The sequence below is a fragment of the Paenibacillus septentrionalis genome (genome assembly GCF_042659865.1).
GTDB classification, from domain to species: domain Bacteria; phylum Bacillota; class Bacilli; order Paenibacillales; family Paenibacillaceae; genus Pristimantibacillus; species Pristimantibacillus septentrionalis.
Window position 1 is genome coordinate 38,803 of the sequence record NZ_JBHSTE010000005.1, and the last position, 23,488, is coordinate 62,290.

Annotated in this window: 20 protein-coding genes; 4 read left to right on the forward strand and 16 right to left on the reverse strand. The window is 44.0% G+C overall.

Translation table 11 applies throughout. The features are described from left to right. Positions 1-62 precede the first annotated feature (62 nt). The 9 genes from ACFP56_RS15100 to ACFP56_RS15140 all read right to left on the reverse strand — a co-directional run bounded on the left by ACFP56_RS15100 (position 63) and on the right by ACFP56_RS15140 (position 8,936). Positions 63-941 carry a carbohydrate ABC transporter permease gene (locus tag ACFP56_RS15100; RefSeq protein ID WP_379235994.1) on the reverse strand — a complete coding sequence of 293 codons (879 nt, stop codon included), beginning with the start codon at positions 939-941 and terminating at the stop codon, positions 63-65. Between the two features lie 15 nt (positions 942-956). After that, positions 957-1,910, reverse strand: coding sequence for an ABC transporter permease (locus tag ACFP56_RS15105; RefSeq protein WP_379235996.1), 954 nt, complete (start codon positions 1,908-1,910; stop codon positions 957-959). Between the two features lie 88 nt (positions 1,911-1,998). Further along, positions 1,999-3,738: an extracellular solute-binding protein gene (locus ACFP56_RS15110; protein WP_379235998.1), complete on the reverse strand. Its 1,740-nt coding sequence runs from the start codon at positions 3,736-3,738 to the stop codon at positions 1,999-2,001. A gap of 207 nt (positions 3,739-3,945) precedes the next feature. Beyond that, positions 3,946-5,157, reverse strand: a complete 1,212-nt coding sequence (locus tag ACFP56_RS15115; RefSeq protein ID WP_379236000.1) for an S-layer homology domain-containing protein — start codon at positions 5,155-5,157, stop codon at positions 3,946-3,948. A gap of 381 nt (positions 5,158-5,538) precedes the next feature. Further along, positions 5,539-6,225: a hypothetical protein gene (locus ACFP56_RS15120; RefSeq protein WP_379236002.1), complete on the reverse strand. Its 687-nt coding sequence runs from the start codon at positions 6,223-6,225 to the stop codon at positions 5,539-5,541. Further along, entirely contained in the window at positions 6,225-7,349 is a 1,125-nt protein-coding gene (locus ACFP56_RS15125) for a hypothetical protein (RefSeq protein WP_379236004.1), read from the reverse strand. Before ACFP56_RS15125 ends, ACFP56_RS15120 begins: the two co-directional genes overlap by 1 nt. 32 nt (positions 7,350-7,381) lie before the next feature. Further along, positions 7,382-7,882 (reverse strand): hypothetical protein, encoded by a 501-nt coding sequence (locus ACFP56_RS15130; RefSeq protein WP_379236006.1) that lies wholly within the window; start codon positions 7,880-7,882, stop codon positions 7,382-7,384. Then, positions 7,879-8,460, reverse strand: a complete 582-nt coding sequence (locus ACFP56_RS15135; protein ID WP_379236008.1) for an RNA polymerase sigma factor — start codon at positions 8,458-8,460, stop codon at positions 7,879-7,881. The genes ACFP56_RS15130 and ACFP56_RS15135 overlap by 4 nt, the downstream gene beginning before the upstream one ends. A gap of 125 nt (positions 8,461-8,585) precedes the next feature. Then, positions 8,586-8,936, reverse strand: a complete 351-nt coding sequence (locus tag ACFP56_RS15140; protein WP_379236010.1) for a helix-turn-helix domain-containing protein — start codon at positions 8,934-8,936, stop codon at positions 8,586-8,588. Between the two features lie 152 nt (positions 8,937-9,088). On the opposite strand from ACFP56_RS15140, the gene ACFP56_RS15145 reads away from it, so the two are divergent. Further along, entirely contained in the window at positions 9,089-9,280 is a 192-nt protein-coding gene (locus tag ACFP56_RS15145; protein WP_379236012.1) for a hypothetical protein, read from the forward strand. Positions 9,281-9,515: 235 nt separating this feature from the next. Here ACFP56_RS15145 and ACFP56_RS15150 read toward each other — a convergent pair whose 3' ends face one another. Then, positions 9,516-10,040 (reverse strand): YwhD family protein, encoded by a 525-nt coding sequence (locus ACFP56_RS15150; RefSeq protein WP_379236014.1) that lies wholly within the window; start codon positions 10,038-10,040, stop codon positions 9,516-9,518. Between the two features lie 103 nt (positions 10,041-10,143). On the opposite strand from ACFP56_RS15150, the gene ACFP56_RS15155 reads away from it, so the two are divergent. Continuing rightward, on the forward strand, positions 10,144-12,165 hold the full coding sequence (locus ACFP56_RS15155; protein WP_379236016.1) for a M1 family metallopeptidase: 2,022 nt from the start codon (positions 10,144-10,146) through the stop codon (positions 12,163-12,165). Between the two features lie 15 nt (positions 12,166-12,180). Further along, positions 12,181-13,011, forward strand: coding sequence for a hypothetical protein (locus ACFP56_RS15160; RefSeq protein WP_379236018.1), 831 nt, complete (start codon positions 12,181-12,183; stop codon positions 13,009-13,011). 84 nt (positions 13,012-13,095) lie between these two features. On the opposite strand, the gene ACFP56_RS15165 is transcribed toward ACFP56_RS15160, so the two are convergent. From ACFP56_RS15165 to ACFP56_RS15180, 4 genes are all read right to left on the reverse strand, one after another. After that, a complete protein-coding gene (locus tag ACFP56_RS15165) occupies positions 13,096-13,851 on the reverse strand; it encodes a response regulator transcription factor (RefSeq protein WP_379236020.1) in 756 nt (251 codons plus the stop codon). After that, positions 13,833-14,225, reverse strand: a complete 393-nt coding sequence (locus tag ACFP56_RS15170) for a Fur family transcriptional regulator (protein WP_379236022.1) — start codon at positions 14,223-14,225, stop codon at positions 13,833-13,835. The genes ACFP56_RS15165 and ACFP56_RS15170 overlap by 19 nt, the downstream gene beginning before the upstream one ends. A 171-nt stretch (positions 14,226-14,396) precedes the next feature. Beyond that, positions 14,397-15,848 carry a cardiolipin synthase gene (gene cls, locus ACFP56_RS15175; protein WP_379236024.1) on the reverse strand — a complete coding sequence of 484 codons (1,452 nt, stop codon included), beginning with the start codon at positions 15,846-15,848 and terminating at the stop codon, positions 14,397-14,399. A 29-nt stretch (positions 15,849-15,877) separates the two neighbouring features. Continuing rightward, the gene (locus ACFP56_RS15180; protein ID WP_379236027.1) at positions 15,878-16,726 is read right to left on the reverse strand and encodes a M15 family metallopeptidase; all 849 of its coding nucleotides are present in this window, start codon (positions 16,724-16,726) and stop codon (positions 15,878-15,880) included. Between the two features lie 216 nt (positions 16,727-16,942). On the opposite strand from ACFP56_RS15180, the gene ACFP56_RS15185 reads away from it, so the two are divergent. Further along, a complete protein-coding gene (locus ACFP56_RS15185) occupies positions 16,943-18,823 on the forward strand; it encodes an LTA synthase family protein (protein WP_379236029.1) in 1,881 nt (626 codons plus the stop codon). A 115-nt stretch (positions 18,824-18,938) separates the two neighbouring features. On the opposite strand, the gene ACFP56_RS15190 is transcribed toward ACFP56_RS15185, so the two are convergent. Next, a complete protein-coding gene (locus ACFP56_RS15190) occupies positions 18,939-20,006 on the reverse strand; it encodes an asparaginase (protein WP_379236031.1) in 1,068 nt (355 codons plus the stop codon). Between the two features lie 14 nt (positions 20,007-20,020). Beyond that, positions 20,021-23,146 carry an MMPL family transporter gene (locus ACFP56_RS15195; protein WP_379236033.1) on the reverse strand — a complete coding sequence of 1,042 codons (3,126 nt, stop codon included), beginning with the start codon at positions 23,144-23,146 and terminating at the stop codon, positions 20,021-20,023. Positions 23,147-23,488: the final 342 nt, after the last annotated feature.

The window sequence follows — 23,488 nt, forward strand, 5'->3', positions numbered from 1 at the left end:
CTCCGCTCCTCGGTAGATGTTCAATGTCTAGTTTACATGAAAATCAGCGAAGAGCGGTAAGCTTACCCTTTAACTGAACCCATCACAATGCCCTTCACAAAATACTTTTGTAAAAATGGGTAAACGAGCAGGATTGGCAGTGCCCCAATGAAAATCTGAGACGACTTAACCGTACGATTCGAAATCTGGTTCAAGGTTGCCAGGTCCACGCCTACTTCAGAGAAGTTCTCCTTGACGACAATCGTATGAAGGAACGAGGCGAGCGGATAGTCCTGAATTTTCGTCATATAAATAATGCCGTCAAACCAGGAGTTCCAGTGCATCACCATCGTAAACAACAAAATAGTCGCAACTGACGGCATCGATACAGGAATAAATATCGAAAATAACGTTCGGAAATGTCCAGCCCCATCAATCAGCGCCGCTTCTTCCAGCTCTGGTGGCAGATTGCGGAAGAAGTTAAGCATCAAAATCATATTCCACACGTTGACCGCCGAAGGAACAATAAGCGCCCATATCGTATCAATAAGACCAGTATTGCTGACTACTAAATAAGTCGGAATAAGTCCTCCATTAAACAGCATGATGACGATAAAGTACCAGGAGTAAATATTTCGACCTCGAAAACGGTAGTTTTCCTTCGAAAGTGAATAAGCAGCCATCATCGTAATTCCAATGGATAATACAGTCCCCAGCACAGTACGTTGAACACCGATCCATAGCGCTTTTAGGAAATTATCGTTGCCTAGCGTCTCCTTATAAGCTGCCAAGGTGAAATCTATCGGAATAAAATTGACAATATTAGCTGTCGCCGCATCACGTGAGCTGAGCGATACCGCTAAAATGTGAATAAGCGGCATGATACACGCCAAGCTAAGCAGCGCAATGAATATATAATTGATTACAAGAAATGTTTTGTACGTATTGGAGTAATACCGCATATCGCACCTCCCCGTCTAGAAGATTCGGTAGTTCGCCAATTTATAGGCGAGCCTGTAACTGATAACGATCATAATAAAGCCAATAATGGATTTGAAGAAACCGATTGCGGTTGCAAAGCTGTACTGACTTCCCAGCAAGCCCACTCGATAAACGAACGTATCGATAATATCTCCTTTGCTGTAGACAAGCGGATTGTATAGATTGAATATTTGATCAAAGCCCGCATCGAGCACTCGACCTAGTGATAGTGTCGCCACCACGATAAAGATTGGCGTAATAGCAGGCAAAGTCACATGGATTACCTGCTGCCAGCGATTCGCTCCATCGATTTCAGCCGCTTCGTACAACGAAGGACTGGTCGCAGCAATCGCCGCTAAAAAGATAATGGCCGAGAAGCCGAAGTCCTTCCAGGCATCTGACACGACCACTGTAATACGGAACCAATCACCATTGGTCAAAAATGAAATTGGGTCAACGCCGAACATGCCCAAAAATCGATTGACAATCCCGCCTCGAATAGACAAAATATCAACGAATATGCCGCCAAGAATGACCCAAGAAAGAAAATGCGGCAAATATACGAAGGTTTGAGCCGTACGCTTAAACCATTTTATTCGAATCTCATTTAACAATAAGGCAAAGATGACCGGGATAAACATTTGCGTAATAATTTTGGCGAATGCAATAATGAGCGTGTTTCGAATAATTTGCATACCGTCGGGATATTCAAATAAATATCGAAAATGATCAAGACCTACCCACGGCGAACCTCCGAGGCCTAACCACGGCTTATAGTCTTTAAATGCAATAACAATCCCCATAATCGGGATATAGTTGTAGATAAATGCAATAATGACTGCAGGCAGCAGCAGCACATGGAGCGGCCATGTTTTGAGCAAATACGATTTGAATTTGTTTCGCTTAGGTTGTAACTCAAGCGTGTCGGCAGCAACTGTTGGATGATTCATCCCTCTTCCACCTTCCAATCTGTAGCGGTTCTTATGAATAAGGAGGGGCGCTATAACCCCTCCTTGTATGCTTCTTACTTACATCGAGTTACTGCGTAACGCTTTGATACCATTCATTAACTTCTTTTGTTATTTCGTCACCGCCGTTTTTCTTCCACTCTCCCACGAATGTGTCAAAATAGTCGATTGGTTCATTTCCATAAATAATTTTCAAATAACTCTCCGTCATCAGCTTAATTAGCAGCTCGCCTTTTGAAACCATTGTTTTAGTAGGAGGGCCATTAAAATAGTTGACGATGGTGTTTTCATTTTGCGAGATTCGTACGAGACCAGCTTCCAGCATACGCGGCTTTGCTTTGGACACGCTGATTTCCGCCATGTTGGCTGGTTGTGCTTCAGGATTGTCTAGGAATTTTTGGAATGCATTGTCGCTTTGGAATGGTACGATTCCATTTAGGAACGGAAGCGTCAAGCCGTACGTTACGGTGTCGTCGTTAGCCTTCGGCCATTTCTCACTCGGCACGCCATGCTCTCCAAAATTGTTGCGATATACTTTGCCCTCATGCATCACATAGTCATAGCCTTCCATCCAGCCGTGACGAAGCGCTTCATCAAAGTGTGGGTCGTCCTCGCCAAAATACGCTGCGTAAATTTTGTTAATGTAGCCGATAATCGCATCTACATCTTCAAAATCTTTGCTGAATACAAGATAGTCTCGAACCATTGTTTTTTCAGCACGTGCTTGCTGTCCGTCAGGGCCCGATGGTAGTGGGTAAGCCTTAAAGCCCGGTACTCCTCCAAGCGGATAACCATCCATCCATGGCGGTCCGAAAATCACTCCCGCTTCACCACTAGCTGCGATTTCACTCGCTTTTCCTGCATCCTTGATACCAGCTTCAGGGTCAATGTAGCCATTGGACATCCATTCTCTCATTTGGGCAAGGAACGCTTTGATCTCCGGTTGAATAGCGTTATAAACTAGCTCACCGTTCTCATCAGGATTCCAATATTCCCAAATATATTTAGATGGCATATGATTACCGAACGCTCCGACAAGTCCATCTGCCGTTGACATCCAGTTGTAAGGACCTTCCTTCAAGGACACTGCCATGCCAAGCGTGTCATTTTGGTTGTTGCCATCAGGATCGTCTTCCGTGAAGGCGCGAAGTACCTCTGTTAGCTCATCAATGGTTGTAGGCGCTTCCAAATTAAGGTTTTGCAGCCAATCTTCACGTATCCACATTACTGTACCTTCGTCCATCGCATATAAGTTAGGCAAGCCGTAAATTTTGCCATCGCGAGTGACTGGATACAGTACATCCGGGTACTTCTCATAAACCGCTTTCAGGTTTTCAGACAAGTATTGATCAATATAATCATCTAGCGGCTGAATTTTATTAGCAGAGATTAAGTCGCTTACCATCTCGACCTTGGACGTAAACACATCCGGCAGCTTCTGATTGCCTGCCATCATAAGACGAAGCTTCGTCTCATAGTCTTCCAGATTCGGTACAACAAAATCAAAGGACAAATTAATACCCATTGATTCACTCATCCAACGAGTATGAAAGTTGTCTTCAATCGTTTCCCCTTCTTTAAATTCATTCTCGCCTTGAGCTGACCAACGAATCCCTGTCGTTACATTCACAGGTGGATCAAATTTGAAATCTTTCGGATTCGTTAGGACCGGGCTTTCTGCCGCCGCATCCCTTTGATTGGCAGCTGGCTCATTTTTCGCGTTGTTTGTACCGCCAGCACAGCCAGTGACGACTAGCGCTACAGCAAGCGCAGCAACTGCAGTTTTAAATCCTGCAACAGTTTGCTTCATCGTTTTTCCCCCTTCATGTATGACTTGCATCCTTATTGTATGGGCTATAGGAACGTCATCAAATACAACAGTTTTTAGATTATAACAATAATTTAATGTTGCCTTAATCAATAGCCTGGTGAAGTCTATTCTTCATGCCTTATGATAACATGCAAAAAAGCCGCCAGACTGGCGACTTTTTCTAGTAATGCTTTTCAGTTATAAAGCTTACTGCTGTTTATGAACGTTTTTACTCATGTTCATAATGACTGTTATTGCTTCAGCGCGAGTAGCAGTTCCAGCAGGATCAAATCTGTTATTGCCCTTGCCTTGAATAATTCCGGCATCTACAGCAGCTGCTATAGAAGCTTTTGCCCAAGGCGCAATCGCTTGATCGTCGCTAAAGGTAGTCGAACGATACGGAGTAGTATCAATACCAAGCGCTCTGACAGCAATAACCGCAAACTCCATACGATTAATCGTACGATTTGGCTGGAAGGAACCGTCCGTGTAGCCATTAATAAAGCCTTTTTCTACTGCTGCTGCTACTGCGGATTTTGCCCAGTTACCGATGCTTGAATCATCTGCGAAGCTGGTTGTAGTGCTTGATTGCTCGACTCCAAGCATACGCATCAGCATAACTGTAAATTCTGCTCTCGTTACTTGCCCTTCCGGTTTAAAGCTTCCATCGCTGTAGCCCTGTACAATGTTCCGCTTAACAGCCTCAGCAATCGCTTCCTCCGCCCAGTGTCCGCTTGTATCGGTGAACACGATGGATGGTGTTTCCGGCTCAGGCGCTGTCGTCGGTTCCGGCTCTGGTGTTGTAGTTGGCTCAGGTGATGGTTCTATTCCCGGATCGCCGCTACTATTGCCAGGCCTTGGTGTTGGGCTTGGTGACGGTTCAGGAGAAGGCGCTGGCTCCTCAACCTTATTCACATTTACCACAATTTCTTGTGTACCGACTGTCGCAAACCAAGTTCTCATTTGTTCTAAATTATCAGTGAAAGCTAGTGTCAAGATCAGCATGATGCGAGCGTGCTGCGGATCAAGATTATCCCCCGAGATTATGCCGTTTCCAGAGCTGTATACGGAACCAGTTCCAGTGCGTGACGTTGATACGAACACAACACCATCTCTAACCGCCGCTGCTCTTTCAGTAGACAATTTCGAGCTAATCCCGCCTGCTCCTGTACCTGCTGTAACGATACCTTTCACGCCATCATTAACCATTCCAGTAATAGCCCCTGCACCGGCATCCTGGTAGTTATAAGCAATCCCTACGCTTGGCAGATCCTCCTTGATAATCGTCTTAAGATTAAAAGGCGTCTTCCAATCTTCAGTACCTGCTTTCATGGCGCGACCGTTAAGTCGGTACATACGCACTGCACGATCATCGACATAGCCAAGCACACCAAACATAGGTGTTTCAAACGTATCCATGCGATGCGTATATAGATGAGTCCTCCTATAATGTTCGATTCGACTTTCCTTATGGACATCACTTTATATCGTGTCAGATTACTTTACAACATTTGATATAAACCGAAATAACGTTTACAATATTATTTATCTCTATCATTCTAATTATTTCAGCATATAATTAATATTTTCATTACTGTTAGTTACGTATAATTATTAAATTTATTTTTATAATCAATGAACAAACTATACAATAACAAGCAGCTTTCCAGCATTAAAATTCAAATTCTATGTAATATAACATTACATAGAATTTGAATTTTATATAAAAAGAGTAATGGCGTTAAAGCTGTCAAGGCAGCCTTAACGCCATTACCCCATTCCCTCTATTGTGCGTAAACTCTATATTTCTTCAACGATGACATGCTCAGGCACATTTAATATAAGCTGACCTCTTAGTCCTGTATGTGCAAAGAGATTTCTTTCGTACTCTATCCCTTGTATAAACACGTACAACAAATTGCCGACCTGACTTGTTCTCAGCAGCTTCTGCTCAGTCAGCTGAATCGAGCGATCAGCCTCATAATACAATGTGCCTAGCAGAATAACCTCGTCAAGCGCTGAATGCCGCTCTAGCTGATAACCGATCGAGCTTGATACGATCACCTTTTCGATAGAATCCAGCTGCACAGATTCACGTTCTTCAATATAGGCATATCTCTCTTGCACATGGAACGCCTGATTCACTTCCTCTAATACCCCACTCGATAAAAGAGCAGCCAGCATTAACGCCCCGGCTCCGATAAACCCAACAAACCAAACCGCAATCCAGTTATATTGAAGCTTATACCTTCTCAGAAATCGCTCTGAGTGCACAACCATTAATTCGATACCGAGCACGATAAACACAATTGGAGCTAACCATAACAGCAGCTGATAAGCCGATGTAGTCTGCCATAGAGAAGCAGCAAATGCCAGTCCAATACCAATCAGGGTTAAACCCATCGAGTACGTCCCGATTTTCCATACCCTTCGCTCGTCTCCCGAAATCCCTTGATTATTAAATCCAGTCGCAACTGCTTGCTCCATTAGCTTTTCCTCCCTTGACGATCTTGACTGCGGCCTGTTGTACCAAACAGCAGCTTAATCCCAAGCAAAATTAGAATAAAAGCAATAGCAACCGTAGGCAGCATGTATTTGATTTCTTGATATTGCGACAGCCACTCAGGAAAATATTTTTCAATCCAGAACTTTCCAATACGATCAAGCAAATAATACACACCAACAATTAACAGCCCAGCACCAATCCAGCGCTGATACGGCGCAATCGACATAAGGACAGGCTCATCCTCCACCTGATCCTCACCGAGCCTACGCAGCTGCACCAGGACATCAAAAAACGCGTAGCACCACAGCATCGGCAGTAGAAACAGAAACAACGACAATCGAAGCTGATCCATAATAAAGACACTGATTAAAAACAATCCCATTAGCTGCAAGCCTCGCTGCTGCAAGCCTATATACATATGTCCCGCTCCCGGAAAGATCGAGAGCACCATCGCTGCACCACGACTTTTCCTACCACTTGCCAGATGCTGCTCTACATGAACAAATAAGGATTGATCGGCTACTTCTTCTCCTTTTTGCTTGCGTCCAAGCACACTCATCGCATCAAACATGCTGTAAATCCATATGATCGGCAATGCAAGCCATAATACTAAAATTGAATTCGTTCTTAGCACAATTGCAACAAACAACACAATACCAAAGCTAGCTGCAAAAGAAATTAGCAACGTAATGCCTCGCTGCAGAAACCCCATATACATATGTCCTAATCCTGGAATCATAGACATCATCATAACCTTCGTTTTTTCCTGCTGCTCAAGCTGTGTTAGCGGATCATTTTCCACCATTACATCGTTTGGCGACATTGCATAAGAGCCATAAGTAATATGCTTGCCTCTAACAATCGTAATCAGCATATCAAACCAATTGATTAAGCCAAACACTGCTGCAATGAAAAACATCAAGAAAATGGTATCGCCATGTATATGTCCGCCAGTGGCGCCAATAAACAATAGAAAACCGAGTGGAACAAAAAATCCTCCTGCATATACAATAAAGCGAACGACTCTGCCGATATACAGGTGTCCAACACCCGGAATAAAAGACAGCAAAAATGCTGCCAACGTGCTCTTCGCATCCGTTCTCATTATCCACTCTCCTTATCTTGAATTAATTCGTACTATCGATCAAATCGGATAGAGTGAAGCGTATCAAGCCAGCTTGCCGCTTTATCCATCCAACGGTCTGAATTGGAATGAGGGTATGGTTCTTCCTCGTCGAGCGGAATGCCTTCAACTTCTTGCTGTTCCTCTACGCGATCTTGAATTTTTGTTTCTTCCAATGAAGACAATGAGGACGAAACAACACTTATAGCGCCAGTACCTACGAGCAGCAAAGTAATGGAGGCTGCCACAACAACCTGTGCGAATGGATGCTGAATCCAGATTTGCTTTTTACGCTGTTTACCTGTCTCAATGGAATGAATAATCTGTTCAGCGGCCTGGTCGGATTGAGGAATAGATGAGAGCTCTACCACACTGTTCCAATAGATAAATCGTTCCAAACAAGCTTCACATAGCTGTATTTCCAGCTCTACATGCTGTCGATGATGACTGGATAATTGATTGTTAATATACGCTTTCATTTCTTCATCTGTAATGTGCAGTTTTGCTTCATTCATTCAAAATCCTCCTTCCGCCAATGACGCTTAAGCCATAACCTTGCTCGATACAAGCGGGATTCTACAGACTTCTTTTCCAATCCTTGCTGAGTCGCAATTTCCTCATAACTCTTTTCTTCTATATAAAAAGATTGAATGACTTCACGATAATGCTCAGGCAATTGCTTCAATTCCTCACGGATCATAGCTTTACGTTCCTGTTTTAGCACCTGATGTTCCGTTGAGAGCTGCTCGCTCCATTGGTCATCCGCCTGTAACTGAATATCATCGTGATCTGGTGCAACAGTAACTCGCTGCCTGCCCAGCTTTCGCCTTGCATCAATTGCGCGATTCACGGTGATCCGTGTAATCCATGTTTTCAGCCCTTGATTTCGATACTCAGGGAGAGCGCGATAAATTTGAACAAATACTTCCTGCGCGACATCCTCAGCGTCCTGATGATGATGAAGCACAGCATAAGCTGTTCGATAAACATGTTCATAATATGCATTTACGAAATCCTTATAGGCTGCAGCACCACCGTTAAAGATTTTGCTTATCCACTCCTGCTCATTAATCTCGCTCTCCCTCCTCTCCACATGTAATAGACGAATCTCATACGCGATACCCCTGCGCATTTTCATAAAAAAAAATAAAAAACGTCTAAATATGTTTAGACGCTCACTGTCTATTATCGCTTGTTTCGAAAAACTAAAAAAGCAACCTATTGGTCGCCTTTTGAATTTCTCCCTTTATTCTGCAGCTCAGACAAATTTTTTATTTGTTCCAAAGCGTAATCCTGAAACTCCGGCTCCAGCACTTTAAACAAAGAAATGGCTTGCTCTAATCGTTCATTCGAATAAAGCTTTTTCACGAACATTTCTCCTTCTCCTGTCTGCAGCCAATGTTCATTGACAGAATATAGCTCACATATATGTTTAAGCAATAACTCTTTTGGTTGGACTCGGTTATATTCTAAATTGCTAATTACATCTCTACTGACGCCTAGCTTTTCTCCAAACTCCCTTTGGGACAACCCTAATTGCTCACGAATCATTTTAATTCTCTGATGCAAGATCTCCCTCTCCTTTAAATGAAGATGAACATAATATACAACACAAAAAAAGCAAAGTCAACACAATGGAAGTGACCGCCTAGTGTTGACAGCTCATTATTAAAATGTTAATTTGTGTATATAACACAAGTTAACAGAAGGAGGATGAGTATATGACACAGGACAATGAACAAGAGTGCCAGCTTGATATCTTGAAATCAAAGCTTGATATCTTGAAATCTGTGTTCATGACATTAGATGATGTTTCACAAGAACATGCGCTAAGTGTATTAAGAGCATTGCGTTTTGGGCAAGAGAAAAATATTGTTACGATTACAAAGTCGCCATCAGATGAATCCAGTTGAAGCAAATGTTAATGAATGGTCTTAAGCAATATGAAACATTTAATAGATTCAATAACGCTCAATCTATAAAATCCAAAAATAGATAGAGGGTTGTTATATTCGTTAAACACATAACTTTAATCAACATAGAAAAATTAGAACCCAAGGATGCGATCAATCCACAACCTTGGGTTCTAATTTTTTCAAATAGTTTTTAGCAGAATGGGATGAAGGAAAGCTTAAACAACGTTTGAACTTAGTCAGCCAGCAAATGTTTAAGCTCTTCCGGTGAACGTTCCCACCACTCTAGATTATGCTCCATCAATAGCTTGCGCAGCGCTGCCTTTTCCTCCGGGCCAATATTGTCTAGCATAAAGCGGCGCTTGATTGCGGCATCCAAGCGATTGACATGATCGGCAAGAATTTTCCAGCCACGTCTTGCCTCGCTGTCAATTAGCATCTCGCAGGAAGCTGCTCCTGCATAAAACGTTCCTTCCTCTGTGCGCTCAACGGCTACCCATACGACCCAGCAAGGGCGTCCATTCGGTGTATCCTCTTTGTTAGGTGTAAATTTGATGCCGCGTTCAATTTTACTTTTGGCATGCATCGCACCTACATCAATATAAGCGACACCTTGATCAATCATAACGCAAGCTACATCGCTTAGATCGATTGAGCCTGCTCCAAAGCCTTTATGTTTTTTATTGCCCACTACGTTCAGAGCAAGATTTTTCTTCTCTTTTTTCTCTGGTTGTGCGGATTGATTTTTATCTTCAGTCACTTTTCTCACACCTTCCCATACAATAATTCTATTTTAGCTAATATTATTGGAAAAGCCAACATATACATGCTGTAGATGCTTGTCAACGGGAGGGAATCTTACGATGTCTGAAAAGCCATACAAACTTATACTGTTAGGCTTACCAATTATCGTATTCTTGTTTGCTGTCTCACCTTATCAATTTCAGCATGCTTGGCAATCAAGTTATACGTATGCAGGCTCGCCTGCAGTATTTGAAGCAATGCCTGCAATCACCATGACCAATGAAACGAACGAAACCAGCTCAGTGCCGCTAAGCAGTGATGTCGTCAAAATTACCCCACAGCCTGCCTTAAGCGATCGAATTGTCGACTATCACATACAAGTCAATCTGAATGAGGAGCTTCGCGTGCTTGAAGGCGAAGAAGTCATTACATGGCGTAACCCAGGCAAGAAGCAGGTCCAAGAAATGTACTTGAATCTATACGCCAATGCATTCAAGTCACCACAAACCACCTTCATGAAGGAATCTGGCGGACAGCTTAGAGGCGACTCGGCAACAACGAACAGCGAAGGCTATATCGAATTGACAAGCCTTGAAACACTCCAGGGTGACAACTTGCTTCCAAGAGTAAAATTCGTATCCCCTGATGATCAGAACGAGCACGATTATACCGTCGCTACCTTTCGCTTGATCGAGCCCGTTGCGCCAGGACAAGAGGTAACACTGCGCTTAAAATTTGAAGTCAAGCTTCCAGAGGTTTTTGCACGCATGGGTTATTCAGGTGACTTTATTATGGGTGGACAATGGTTCCCGAAAGTAGCCGCATATGAAACAGCCAGCAGTCACAATAAAGAAGAAGGCTGGAGAGTTCATCAGTATCATGGCAACTCTGAGTTTTACAGCAACTTCGGCGTGTACAGCGTGAAAATACATGTGCCTGAGCATTACGTTGTCGCCGGCACTGGCATGCTTACAAAAGTGGCAAGCCTCGGCAAGGGACGCAAGATGCTTTCCTTCTATGCAGAGGATGTTCACGACTTTGCCTTTGCAGCATCTCCTAATTTCGTGACACATGAAGCTTCTTTCTCTTCAGAGGGCATTCCTGGTGTGAAAATTAAACTGTACGTTGATAAGGAACATGAAGCGCTATCCGAACGCTACCTGCATGCAGCCAGATCAGCACTCAATTATTACGGTAAATTTTATGGAACCTATCCTTACAGTACGCTTTCGATTGTAGTACCTCCTAAAGGCGCTTCTGGCGCTGGCGGAATGGAATATCCGACACTTATTACAGCATTAGCTGCTGATCAGGAAAATCCAGGCTATGAATTGGAGCGAACGGTTGTCCATGAAATCGGGCATCAGTATTGGTATGGCATCGTCGCGAATAATGAATTTGAGGAAGCATGGCTTGATGAAGCCTTCACCTCTTATGCTGAAGAGAAGGTAATGGAGCATGCCTACGGCGTGAAGACGGACCATCGAATTGAAGCTAGCTACATGACTAATCCAGCCCCATTAAAGCTAAACGCCTGGGAGTACAACGATCATACTCATTATGCTGAAAATGTGTATATACGAGGCAAGCTGCTGCTGCTTGATATCGAGCAGATTATCGGCAGTGACCAAATGACAAAAGTGCTGCGCACGTATTTCCAAACCTACCAATTCAAGCATCCTACGACCGCACAATTTCAAGGTGTATTAGAAAAGGTTACGAAGCAGTCATGGCAAGCATACTTTGACCAACATGTTTATTCCGATGCTACAAATGATCTCGTCATTTCAAAAATAGACAAGCGGCAGCTGACTGAAATGGAGAAAACCATTTATGAATACACGATACTACTGCAGCAAAACAGCGTAGTAAAACGTACGATCCCGATTGAGCTTGTATATGAAAACGGCTCGATTGTACGCAAATTATGGGAAACGGGCGACGAGGCGAACTTGCATTTTGTTGAACGCTCAGAAGTACCTTTGCTTTGGATCAAGCTTGATCCCGATCAAAGCAATAAGCTCGATACGAAGCTTAACAACAACTTTATGCGCGCAGAGCTGCCGGAGCAAGAGCGTAAAGCCGTTACCATTACGGCGAGCTCTTTGCTTGACCTGCTGCTTCGCTTGTTGAGCTGGTAGAGGAGGAATCTTACGATGTCGCAAAGGATACGACAAGGCTGGAGTGTAACGAAACGTCATTTCAAAATTATACTGCTATACTTTTTTTATCAGATGCTGTGGGGATTTTTCCTGTACCGTATAGTCGATCATATCGTTTCACCGTTGCTGCTTCGCTATCCGAAAATTACAAATCAGTCAGAAGCCATCCAGTTGTTTTGGATTGAGAATCAGTTCAATTTATTGAAAACGGATATGATCACACCTTATTTATGGAGTGCATTAGGACTGCTGCTGCTGCGCATGCTGCTTACACCGATTTTGCAGAGCGGCTTGAACTACAGTCTGTATGCGATGAGTCAAGGCGAGCAACACACACAATTTCGCAAAGGGATTGCAAGCTGCTGGAAGCCGATGACGCTAATGTACTGGCTGAAAAACCTCGCTATTATTGCACCACTGGCTTACCTGCTGCGTCCATTGTTTACAGCTCATAATCATCAGGCTGCGATAACAGCAGTACTTGAGCAATCCGGATGGTTATGGCTTGCAGCCTTGCTATGGGCGATTACGATTAGTGCGCTTTTCTACATCATGTCACTTGGGATAGGCGCGCAGCTGTCACCGTTAAACGCGTTGATGAAAGGCGCTAAGCATATCCTTCAAGTACTCGCAATCGGTATTGTATTAGCATTAATTTATAGTCTGATCAGTCTTTCGATACATACCTTATCCATTCTCTGGGTTACCTTCATTAGCTTTTTGCTGTATCAGCTGCTGCCACTCGTCCGTGCCATTTTTAAAATTTGGACGATTTCTTCGCAATATACAGCAATCGGCAATGATCTGCATCCGTCTAACCAATAAAATCTACTTCTTCGCACGAAAAAAGAGCAGTCCGTTATTAGGAGGTCCCGATCCCCCTAACAGTGGAATGCTCTTTTTGTATACTTAAATATCAGCGAGTCGATACCCTACCCCACGCACTGTTGCAATGTATTTTGGATCAACTGCGCTATCCTCTATTTTTTTACGCAGGCTTTTGATGTGCACATCGACCACATTACTGCCAGCATAGAATTGAAGCCCCCATATTATATCTAATAAAAGCTCTCTCGTTTGAACGGACCCGTCTGACGTTAAAAAGTGCAGCAACAGGTCATATTCCGTCTTCGTTAATTCAATGCGTTGATTGTCCTTCATCACAATCATCCGTTTAACATCAATCTTCAAGTCTTTATACATGATAAAGTCATCAGACTTCGCAAAACCGGTCTGATTTTCAAGCATGGCATCCATTCGTTCCATTACCAGCTCAGCTGAGGATGGCCAAGCGATCACTTCAGCTCTGTCCAGCATAAGCTCAGCCTTACGAGAATAGCTGGATTCATCAAGCAATACAACGAGCGGAATAGGATAATTCGTGGCAATCCGCAACAAGGTTTGATCTTGATTAAGCATTTCAATATAATCAGGCGAGCTTGTCAACGGCAGGGCGTCATAAACGATTAGCTCCGGCTTAAGCGAGCTAAGCAGCCCCTCATTAAACTCATGCAGTGAAAAAACGTCGTAACATGCTGTCGTAAGCGATACAAACAAACCGTTAACTCGTTCAGGAAGTGGACTTATGATCATAACACGCTTCGTTAAGCTGCACAATTTCTGTGCTTCAGTATGCCCAAAGGAGTCTATTGCTTGTTCGTACATTGCTCACACAACCCTTCCATTACAATATGGGGATGCTGAATGCTGTATTTGGTTTGCTCAGAGACTTGATCCAGCCAAGCTTGAGGGATATCAACGAGTACCTCCTCTACCTTGCCGCAGGATGTACAAACAATATGCTGATGCTCTTCAGTACGGGCATCGTACCGACTTACCGATTCACCCAGCTTCAGCTCTTGAATCATATGAACCTCTGTTAAATAACGCAATGAATTATATACTGTGCCATATGCGAAATTAAAGCCCTTCTCGCGCAAACGCTCTATAATATCAGCCGCCGTCGGATGATCATGCGACTGCTGAACAACTTCAAGAATTGCTCTTCGCTGTACGGTTAAGTTTATTTTTTGAGCCATAGCCATGCCGCCTTTCAAAATGTTAGATTTAGTATAAGTCTAATGTGAAGCACAGTCAATCTAATCCCATTTATTCACTAGCTATTCGACATCATTTCCTAGGAAATAGCACAAAAAACCGTCCCTTGCGCCACTTTTCTTGCAAAGGATCAGTTTTTCGTCAATGTACTCCTATAAAATTGGACTGAGTAGACGTGAGATTGACTCCTTGAATCGATTAAACCAAGGACGTCCCTGATATTCCTCAAGCGTCAGCAGATGCGAATGTTCAACATCCTCGTAAAAGATCTGCTCAAGCTTTTCTGCAACCTCTCTATTATAAATAAACGCATTCATCTCGAAATTGAGCTTAAAGCTGCGAATATCCAAATTTGCCGTACCGACAGAAGCAACCTTGCCGTCGATAACAAGCGTTTTTGCATGCAGGAAACCGGCTTCGTACAAATGCACCTTAACACCGCATGAAAGCAGATCCTCCAAATACGATTGCGTAGCCCAAAACACAAAAAAATGATCCGGCTTGCTCGGCAGCATCAGATGCACATCTTTACCAGATAACGCGGCTGTCCGCAATGCATTCAGCAAGCTGCTGTCAGGTACAAAGTAAGGTGTCTGGAGCAACACCGTACGCTTGGTTGAATAAATCATTTTAATGTAGGAATTTTTTATTTCCTGATACTCCGAATCCGGACCGCTTGCAACAACCTGGATACCAATACGGCTTGCACAATCATGAGGAGGATCAGGGAAATACGAGGCATGGTAGGCAATTTTTGCGTTCGACGCAATATTCCAATCGATCATAAATTGCGCCTGCATCTGAAGTACAGCTTCCCCCTTAATGCGTAGATGCGTGTCTCTCCATTTGCCAAAATGCTTGTTCAAGCCACGATATTCATCCCCAATATTGAACCCGCCAATATAACCAACCTGTCCATCGATTACAACCAGCTTTCGATGATTGCGGAAGTTTATTTTAATATTCAAGTATGGAATACGCGATGGAAAATATGCAGCCTCCAAGCCTCCTGCCTCTCGGAATTCCTTAAAAAATTTTTTGGGCAGATTCGGGCTTCCGATATGATCGTACAGAAATCTCACCTTAATGCCTTCCTTCGCCTTTAAGGTGAGCGCATGTAATAGTTTGCGTCCCGTCTCATCATCTCTCACAATGTAGTAAACAAGATGGATGTGATGCTTCGCTTGTTTAATGTCTTCAATTAATGCATCGAATTTATCGTTGCCGTCCGTATAAATATCTACTTTATTGCGTGAGGTAAACAACGAGAAACCCGTCTTCAAATTCATCCCGATCAGATCAGCATACTCTTCTACCTCAGGGCCAGCTAAATCAATATTTCCACTAGTTAATTTCCGATGCTGTTCCATAATTAGATCGTTGATCATACTGGGGTTAAAGCCCAATAGTTTCGTTAACTTGCGCTTTTTGAATTTTTGTCCAAGAATTAAATACAGCACAAAGCCAACTACAGGTATAAAAAATAAAACCATTACCCAAGCCCAAGTCGAGCTTACATTTCGTCTTTCAAGAAAGATAATGGCCATTGCAAGAATTATATTAAGAATCATGACAATTGCATAAAAATGTTGCCATATCACCATTCTCTGTTCTCCTCCACCTGTCTTCTGCGTTAACGCTTGACGGGTTCGACGTCATAATATTCTTCTAATGTTAAGCCTTGTTCATGCAGCTGCTGAGCCAGCTCTACACCAACATAGCGAATATGCCACGGCTCATACTTATAACCGGTTATGTCTTCCTTTCCTTTCGGGTAACGAATAATGAAGCCGTACGCTTGTGCATTATTTTCAAGCCAGATCGCTTCTACTGTACCGCCAAAACAATCCTGTGCGGCACATTTACCGTCACTGCTCGTTACATCAATTGCCAAGCCCGTCTCGTGTTCGCTGGTCCCTGGCTCTGCGCTATATGTTTTAGCTACGTCATAACCATCGCGTTCGACATAACGATTGAATAGTGCGGTCTGCGTACTATGTGAACGATAGCCGGAAACCCCAGCCAAGTAGATCCCATCAACCTCTGCTGCCTCGAACATGCTTTCCAGTGCCTTTGCAGCTTCCTCGCGCAGCATTCGCTTTTCTATTTTTTCATTAAATATAAAACGAACCTCTGGATATACAAGATCATCTGGTTCATAATTGTCCGGCAGCTTGTAATTCGGGTTAACGATAACACTTACACTTTTAGCGTCTGTATCAGGCTCTACCGTTGGTTCAGGATCAGGCTCTGGTGTTGGGGTAGAAGTTGGATCCTGCCCCGCTTCTTCTTGATCATTTGTTGAATTTTCATGATTTTGTGAAACATTATCCGGATTTGTTTCGTTTTCATTAGTAGCGTCTGGTTGAGACACATTTATGTCTGATGCCAGTTGCTCTTTTTTGTAGTCCACAAAATATAGCACTACTGCAACTAGCAATGCAAGAAACATAACAAATAATAACAGCTTGCCGACCTTCATTTTAGATTGCCTCCTTAGTAATAGACCGTAAAACTGAGCACAAGAAAGAATTGTGCAGCGATAATTGGAAATGAATGACATTAGGGTTGAAATTGTACGCAAATTACATTTATTCGATTTTGACAATGGCGCCGCGTATCATCATAATATATAAGTACTCATTATAACATTGATGTAGCTTTCATAACTATATTAGATAAACGAAGGGTAGGATGTATGGTGTTAAACGAGAGCTATAAACGGCTGCTTAGTGTGCAGCCAATTATTTTTTTCTCGCTAATTTTGCTGCTAAAAAGCGCTTTGGCTTGGATGGTTATATTTGAAAACGGCATGTCCTGGACACTGTTACTAAAAGAATTACCGTTCGCGCTAATTATTTTCAGTCTAATCGAAGCATTTGCTAAAAAGCGCAAGATGCTTTATTACTTGCTGGCAAATTTGCTCATGACTACTATTTTATTTGCCGTCATCATGTATTACAAGTACTACGGTGTCATTGTAACATACTTTGCGCTAGCACAAGTTAACCAGGTTACAGCTGTGAAAAACAGTGTATTTTCATTAATGGACCCCTACTTCTTATTGATCTTCATCGATATTGTCATTTTAGCTGTTCTGCTCTATAGAAAAAAAGGTGATTCTGAATGGAAAATGAAGCTCAATCGCCCGAGCAGTCGTAGAGCCGCACTTGCAGTATTAACCGTTTCGTTAATTATTTGTCTGTTTAATATTTTGCCAAATCGTGCAAGCATGAATGAAATTGTCAAGGCAGAGCAGATGGGCATTCTTAATTATGAAGCTTACATGATTTTTTCCAGCAAGGAAACGGAGTACATTGAACCAGAAGCGATTACCCAGCAAAAAATTAATGAAATCAAAAAACTTCAACCAATCGAAGAGCCTTTATTATACGGATCGGCTGAAGGAAAAAATATTATAATGATTCAGCTGGAATCCTTCCAAAACTTCTTGGTTAACCTCTCTGTAGATGGCCAGGAAATTACGCCGAACTTTAATAAGCTTGTGAACGAGCACTACTACTTTAATAAATTTTACCAACAAGTCGGTCAAGGCAATACGTCAGATGCTGAGTATGTAGTCAATTCATCGCTGTATATTCCATCACGCGGTGCTGCTACGCAAATGTATGCGGATCGAGAGCTGCCAAGCCTCCCTAAGCTGCTTGCTAAGCATAACTATGATTCCGCTACCTTCCATACAAATGTTGTGGAATTCTGGAATCGCGGTGAGCTGTATGAGTCACTTGGCTTCAACCATTATTACGATGCAAAGTACTATGGTGAAGAGGACACAGTATTTTTTGGTCCTTCCGACGATGTGCTGTATGACAAAACGCTGGATAAGCTGATTGAAATGGACGCAGCGGAGCATCCATTCTATGCACATGTAATCTCGATGACTGCTCATCATCCGTATACAATGCCTGCTGAAAAGCAGCTTATCACACTCCCTGAGAGCTATCAAAATACGCTTGTTGGCAACTATTTGATCGCGCAAAATTATGCTGACCATGCGCTCGGCAAATTTATCGATCAATTAAAAGCACAAGGCTTATGGGATAACAGCTTAATTGTTCTATATGGTGACCATCTCGGATTGCCAATCTATTCGTTGGATTCTCACGAGCTCGAGCTGATGAAGGAATTTTACGGACGTGACTATACGTATATGGATATGATTAACATCCCGCTTGTCTTCATTAATGAAGGCGTGACAGAGCCTCAGGTGTTCGATCAAATTGGTGGTCAGGTCGATATTATGCCGACGATTGCGAATCTGCTAGGCATAAGCATGGAGGACCAACTGCATTTTGGCCAGGATATTTTCAATCATCATGAGAACCTTCTGCCACAGCGCTACTACTTGCCAACCGGCTCCTTCCTGACAAGTGAGGAACTATTCCTTTCAGGCAGCGGATATGACGATGGTAGACACTATTCTCTAACAGATGCAAGCACGGAAAGTGGAAATGCTACGGAAGAAGAGTTTCAACGCGCACTAGAGCTGCTTCAGTTGTCTGACAGCTATGTAAACAGCTTGCCTTTGAAGGAGGGGGAAACGGGCGAGCAGCAATAAGCGGCTCGCTGGTCCACCTCTATCATATAAACAGCCCATTGATCGCCTGATTAGCGGATCAATGGGCTGTTTTGTTATCATTTGTCAGCTTAATGATGCGACGTGTTCATTACTTCTAAGGTCTACTCGGAAGATGCAGCTCGTAATATAGCTCTTCCTGCGTCATAAAGGTAATAATCTGCTCATAGTCGTGTGAATCCAGTAGTGCATAAGCAAGCATCAGCTTTGTCATGGCAGCCTCTGGCGCCATCCCGCCAAGCAATACTGCGCCCGCTTCAAAAAGCTTCGTCGTCGTTGCGTACTGCATATCCTCCGAGCGCTTCGCAGGCGTTAAATAAACATCAATCCCTTCTGCGCGACATCTGCGAATAAATGCCGGCAACGAATAAGGGCCTTCCTCCAGTGAGCATGCCGTTCCTGAATGATACAAGTCATGTACAATCGCTTTTGGCTTGCTGGTGTTCCACTGGTACAGATCATAGTTCAACCCGGGAAATGGCTTAATGTAAACGATGGAATCAGCCAGCTCACGAACTTGTTTCAGGCGTTCTGTCCATACACTATTTGCCGGCCCCAGCTGATGTAACGCAGGGTTGCGTTCATCCTCTGTCCAGTTCAAGCTGCCCTGCTTCAAAGTCCCTAGTGTCAGTTCATATGGACTGCGAAACTGATCAGTAAAAGGTTCACATTGCATTAGACGAGTTGCCAAATATAGCTGACATTCGCCCCGGTCATTCTCATAAGTCGCGAAAACACCAGGGGGCGCTTCTAAAGTAATCCACTGTACTGCCTCACTAAAGTTGCGCAATCCATTGGCCCGTTCATCTGCTAATGGATAGTTGCTCGCAATAAGTACGATTGGAATGGTCGTATCCGCCAGCAGATAGCCCATCATGGCTGCAGAATAGGCAAGTGTGTCTGAGCCATGGGTAACAATGATTCCCGCATACTTTTCCTGCGGAATTGCTCTTATTTGCTCAGCAAGGACAAGCCATTGCTGAGCCGTTAAATTTTCACTTAATATATTCATTGGCTGTATCGTATCAAATGTTGCTTCGAGGTCATACTGCTCCTTAAATTGATCGATAATCATATAGGAGCCGGAAGCTTCAACATCAATTGCGCTCCCTTGACTCGTACTCCCTATTGTTCCTCCGGTAAATACAACCATTATATCCTTCATGCTCGATACCCTCTCTACTTTCTACTTACAAATGGCCACCAGTTATACTTCCCGAACAGTTTGACTGCTACAGGTATAAACAATGGTAGCATAATTAAGGCATAAAGGAAAAGTCCACAGAGGACAAGCGTTGCGATTTGAAGCAAGCTCATAACGCCCGATGGGAGCATTGCCGCAAAGGTACCGCCTAAAATGATAGCTGCTGACATAATGACCGAGCCCATGCTCTTCATTGCCTCGTGAATCGCAGTTGTAGGCGGCATATCCGCATTCTCCTTAAAGCGATCCATTAAGAAAATGCTGTAATCGACGCCAAGCGCAATCAGCATGACGAAGCCGAAGAACGGAACGGCCCAGCTTATGCCAGTTAGACCAGCAATATCTACAAAAACTAGCTCAGTAATGGCCAGTGATGTGCTATACGTAATCAGCAGTGATGCTACTACGTAAATTGGAATAACGATCGAACGGAACAGCAGCAGCAGAATCAGGAATATTCCGATCAGCATGAGCGTTACCGTTTTGCTGTAATCGTCGCTGCTCATATGCATCAAGTCGTTATTCATGCTCGTTACGCCGCCAATTTGAACATCAGCACCTTCAAGTGCCGTATCCGTCAACTGACCGTTCACAACGACCGACAAGCTATCTATAATCTCGATCGATTCCAGCGCATATGGATTATGCTCCATAATGACATCAAATGTAATCAGCTTGCGATCTTCAGACATATATTGATCCAGCACTGGTGCAAACTCTTCGCTTCCGATTGCTTCCTCCGGCATGTACCAGCCTGCTAATTGCTTATCAGGCGAGCTTACCAAGCCCTTTAAGTATCCTTCAGCAGAGCCAATACCATCGGTCACCTGTTCCAAGCCATCGACGCTTAAGGCTAGACCTTCAGTCAGCTGCTCAAGCTGCTCCTGAATGCTGGAGAAGCCAGCTTGAAGCTCAGCCCCACCATCTGCAATTCCGCCAAGTCCAGCAGACAATTGCGGCACCTGGGAGCTCCCCTGCTCGCTTCCGGAAGCAAGCTGTTCAAGCCCTTGACGCAAAGCAGTCATGCCACCTGCAACCTGTTTCATGCCAGTTGCGAAAGCTTGCTGACCTGCTGTCGCTTCAGCCAGCCCAGTATTCGCCTGCGCAAAGCCGCTTACAATACCAGCCAGCCCCTGATTCAGCTCGGAGATCGCTGTACTTAATTGACCCGCTCCTTGCGCCAGCTGTTCAATAGATGCAGCTAGTGCTACATACGTTGGATCGTTGGCAAGCTCTGGATGCTGGGCCTGCAGCGCTGCCATGCCTTGATTCACATCTGACAAGCCCGATGCAAGTGCAGCCTGCTGCTCCGCTATCGCACCATAGCCACTGGATAGCTGCTCTACTCCAGTTTGAAGCTCCTTATAGCCTCCCAGCAGCTCATCGCTTGCTGAGGCAAGTGCAGCTGCGTTGGTTTCAAGCTCCTTCAAGCCTTCTTCAAGCTGCTTCGATGAAAGTGCGCCCTGCTTCATACCAGAGCTCAACTCCGTTAGCCCTGTATACAGCTGATCGACACCTGCTTGAAGCTGCTTGCTGCCTGACACAAGCTGCTCTGCACCATCTACAGCAGCATCAAGCTGCGGGGTATTTTCTGATAGCGCCTGTTCAGCTTCCGCCAAGCCATCGCGAATCTCCATCAAGCCTTCTTGACCCTGAGTTAAGCCTTCCTCAAGCAATCCAACCTGATCTGTTACCAAGAAATCCTCCATAGCCTCGCCAAGTGGACGTGTAGCGCTTCGCACTCCTGCTACACCATCCTGCTCCAACAGAGCGCGTGATGTTTTCTCGATAAAGGCCATTCCCTCTGGAGTATCGAAAGGCTGAGCGCTTTTCACAACAATCGTAGTCGGCATCGCTTCACCAGGTCCGAAGTTATCTGCGATCAAGTTAAAGCCTTTCACGGAATCGTATTTATCGCCAATTTCGTCCAAGGAGTTATAGGAAATAAGATCATCCTTCGTAAGCCATAACGGTACGACGATAATCGCTACAATAAGTAATGCTGCCATCGGGCGATTTAAGGAGAATGAACCGACCTTATCCCATAGCTTGCTCTTGCCATGGTCAATCTTGCCTTTGGCAGGCCAAAATAGCTTGTTGCCAAGCGTATATAGGAAAAATGGAACAACTGTGTACAATGCAACAATCATTACGGCAATCCCGACCGCTACCGCTACAGCAGAGCGATATAAAATGAATGTCGAGAAGCCTATCGCACTGAATCCGACTAGCACTGCGATACCTGATACAAGCACTGTTTTGCCAGCAGTTCGGTACGTTGTCAGAATGGCTTCATGCTTATCGCCATGCTTGCTCATTTCTTCCTTATAACGACTGATTAATAGAATGCAGTAATCTGTACCGATACCAAACAGAATGGCCATCATAAAGATTTGGGTAAACGTTGATAGCGGAAAGTCAAATTGATCCGCAAGAAATGCGACGATCGATTGGGATACGATATAGGAAAGCCCCACCGTAATAAGTGGCACAATCGGAGCGACCGCAGAACGAAACACTAAAAACAGAACAATCAATATAAATACGACGGTAATCAGCTCTGTACGCTTAAGCCCTTCTTCGGAGCTTAGCAGCACATCCTCATTGATTAGCCAGTTGCCAGTATAATAATGCTCAATCTCAAGAAAATCGATTGCTTCATACAGGTCGTGCTGAACGTCAACCGCTTCTCTTCCGTTCATCTGCACATTTACAAGTGCAATCATCGTAGATTCATCCGCGGAGACTGTTTGCTCTTTCATTTCTTCATTGTCGAAATAGGAAGTTACGGATATAATGCCTAGCTGCTCTTTGTTTTGCTCAAGCACCTCTAATGCCGACTGAATCTCTGCCAGCTCGGGGCTCGTTAATCCACCCTCCTTATAAAAAACAAGCGCAGTCGAATTTCCGCCACCGTCCGATTCACCATCCTTTTCTGCAAGCAGCTGGGCCGCCAGCGATGACGATACGTGATCGGGCACAGTAATTTGACCTTTTTCTCTGACAAGCGTTGCTAGATTAGGCGCTGCAATAAACAAGCCGACAGCAGCCACAATCCATATTGCGATAACAAGCCATCTGAATTTCAAAATTCCCTTCAAGCAAATGCCTCCTATTCTAATAAGGGTTCAAACGTTCGGCGTTCAGTACCAAGAAGATGGCTGGATTCCTGAAAGCGAGGCGCGCAGCGTACGGGGTTGGTACGTGAGCACCACAGCGCATCTGAAGACGGTCATATTCGATGCCGATTATGCTATAGAACCTATCTTCGTAATCAACGTTGGACGTTTGAACCTACACTTCTAATAAGGGTTCAAGCGTTCGGCGTTCAGTACCGAGAAGATGGCTGGATTCCTGAAAGCGAGGCGCGCAGCGTACGGGGTTGGTACGTGAGCACCACAGCGCATCTGAAGACCGCCATATTCGATGTCGACTACGCTATA